The organism is Bartonella sp. AA1HLJMS, assembly GCF_042197445.1.
GTDB lineage: Bacteria > Pseudomonadota > Alphaproteobacteria > Rhizobiales > Rhizobiaceae > Bartonella.
In genome coordinates, this window is sequence record NZ_JBHIRW010000101.1 from 1 (window position 1) to 2,671 (window position 2,671).

General features: G+C 39.1%; 2 protein-coding genes. Both read left to right on the top strand.

The window, feature by feature from the left end:
* Positions 1 to 969 (top strand): hypothetical protein (locus tag ACFIQE_RS09440; protein ID WP_375707100.1); only part of this gene is annotated, 969 nt, incomplete at its 5' end.
* 1 nt (position 970) lies between these two features.
* Positions 971 to 2,671: hypothetical protein (locus ACFIQE_RS09445; protein ID WP_375707617.1), on the top strand; the 1,701-nt coding region annotated here is incomplete at its 3' end.

Below are 2,671 nucleotides of genomic sequence, written 5' to 3' on the forward strand. Positions count from 1 at the left end.
TTTTTACAGTCCAATACTTATAAGTTTTTTCAATCAGATGCGTATCAGAAGCTCAAAGATCTTTTTGCAGGTATGGCGGAATCTTCATCAGACGGTTCTGGGTGGGATGCGCTTGCAAGTGGTGTGAAGCATCTTAATGAAGGTGATAAACGAAGAGAACAAGTCAATCAAACCGTCGAATACCTAAAATCTAAAGGTTACAGCGAAGAAGAAGCTGCTATCATGGCACGTAATCCGCAAATGCTTAGTGCGATGCTAACAGGTGGTGATACTCCTAAGTTAAGTCAGGGGTTTCAATGGTATACCAATCCAGAGACTGGTGAACGCGAAATGAGACCGGTAAAGGGGTCTCCACAAGAACTTGAGTATAATCAGAAGCTACAAGCACAGAAAGAGTGGGAGGGTAAAAAGCAAAAAAATATTATTGCCACAAAACATCAGATGAACGCTGGGATAGATGCTATTCGTGATTCGATTGCACTCATTCGCAAACATAAGATTAACGGGTTTAAGGCGTGGGCTACGCGTGGAATTGGAGGAACTCCTGCGAATGAATTAGAAAAATTATTTGATACGATTAAGGGTGGTGCTTTAAAGGCGGTATTTGAGAGCTTAAAATCGATGGATCCTAGAGGAAGTCTTAGTGTTGGTCCTATATCAGATTACGAAAGTCGGACGATGGTAGCAACCTTTGGTTCTTTAGATTCTGCGCGTAATACAAAAGGGCTACTGAAAACTTTAGAAAATCTTGAAATAACATTTAATGCTTTAAATAAGCTTCAGAAAACTGATTTGCATGATTGGATGACGGGGAAGATAACCCCTCAAGAAATCTCTGATAAATATAATACTCAGAAAAAAGGCGTTATGGAGTTTGTGAAGGTATCCAGTCCCAAAGAGAGCGCTAAATTTGAGATAGGAACAAAAATTCAAGATGCAGATGGTAATATTAGAATAAAGAGATACTAAAATGCTTAATCATAAGAATGATAACGTTGGAAAACGTCAGGTTTGGAATGATGATCAGTATCCTATTATTGGACATATAACAGATTATAATAAACGCTCTTCAAATAGTCAGATTTGGAATGATGATCAATATCCTATTATTGGACACATATCAGACTATAACAACCATTCTTATGAGGAAGAAGCAGAACATCCCGAAATAAGTGAAAGTGAAGCCTTTTGGAATTCTTTAAAGCATGGTTTGAGTTTTAATTTAGATGATGAGATTGCGGGGATCACAGCGGCAGGACGTGATTCTGATGATGAGTTGGCAATAAAGGCTTTTGCGAAGGGGCTTTACAACTATTGGACTGGAGATAAGAAAACCATAGAAAAATATGAGAAAGAAGCCAATAGAATACGTGATTATTATCGTAGGATGAGTGATCAACATTATTGGACTTCTTTTGCTGGAAATGCTTTAGGGGCGGCAATCCCTTCACTTGCGACTTTAGGGGGAGGACTGTTAGCCTCAGGAGCACGCCTTGTAGCGCCTACACTTGCAAGGAATGTGGCGGGGTCAAAATTAGGTCAAGCCTTTTTGAAAGCAGGTCAGTTACCCCCAAGTCGATTTGCAAGTCCATTTTTAGGCATCACGAACAAAACAACATTACCTCATTTGCTTAAAGTAGGAGCGGCATCTGGTGCATTACATGGCGCAGGAGAAGGCGAAGGGCTTGGTAATACACTTACAAGTACGTTATCTGGTGCAGGTTTAGGAGCGGGCGGGGCATTGGCTGGAAATCTTGTAGGCAGTATGCTTGGTTCTACTGTTGGTGGAATACGAAGACTTTTTTCTCCTTCTCATACAAAAGAAGGTGTTTCAAAAGATACATTAAGAGCAATCAGTAAACATTTAGGCAATGAAGCTTCTGAAGATCTAGGAGAATCTTTTAAAAAAGCAGTTCCTACCGATTACGTAGCTGATCATAGTCCTTTTTTACAGGATCTTGTTTTTGATATCGCGAAAAGAAATCAAGGAGTTTATCTTGATTTGACTAAAAGAGCTGGGCAGAGAGCGCTGGGAGGAGGGGAGCGTATTCATCAAGCTGCTGATGAACACTTTGTTCCTCGTCAAAATGTCACAGGTTTAAAAGGTGATCTTATCGCGAGTAGGAAAGAAGCATCCCATACTCTTTATGAAATAGCTAAAAAGATACCAATAGGAGAGAAATATTATGGGGCACTTAATGAATTAATGGAGCGTCCATACTTTAAACAAGCTTATAATAAAGGGCTAAGGGGATTCATTAGTGATGGCAATAAAGCCAGTCCGTTTTCTTCTGAAAAATTTAGCCTTCTTAAAGAGAAACCCAACATGGGTATTCTCCATAAAACTAAGGAGGCTATTGATTTTATGATACGGGCAGAAAAGAGGCAAGGAAACAATAGCAAAGTTCGTAGCTTAGTAGATATCGACAAAAAGTTATTAGAGATTATGGATGATATATCGTCTGAATATAAGAAAGGGCGGGCATTGTATCATCAATATAGTTCACATGTAGATGCTATGGGTAAAGGTTCTAAAATCCTTAGCAAGTCGGTTAATAAGGATGAGTTCAGTAAAATCTTTGATGAATTATCAGAGGCACAACAAGAATACTTTAAAAAGGGCTCAAGAGCAGAACTTTTACAAGGTATGGGTCAAACAAAAGATGAAGTA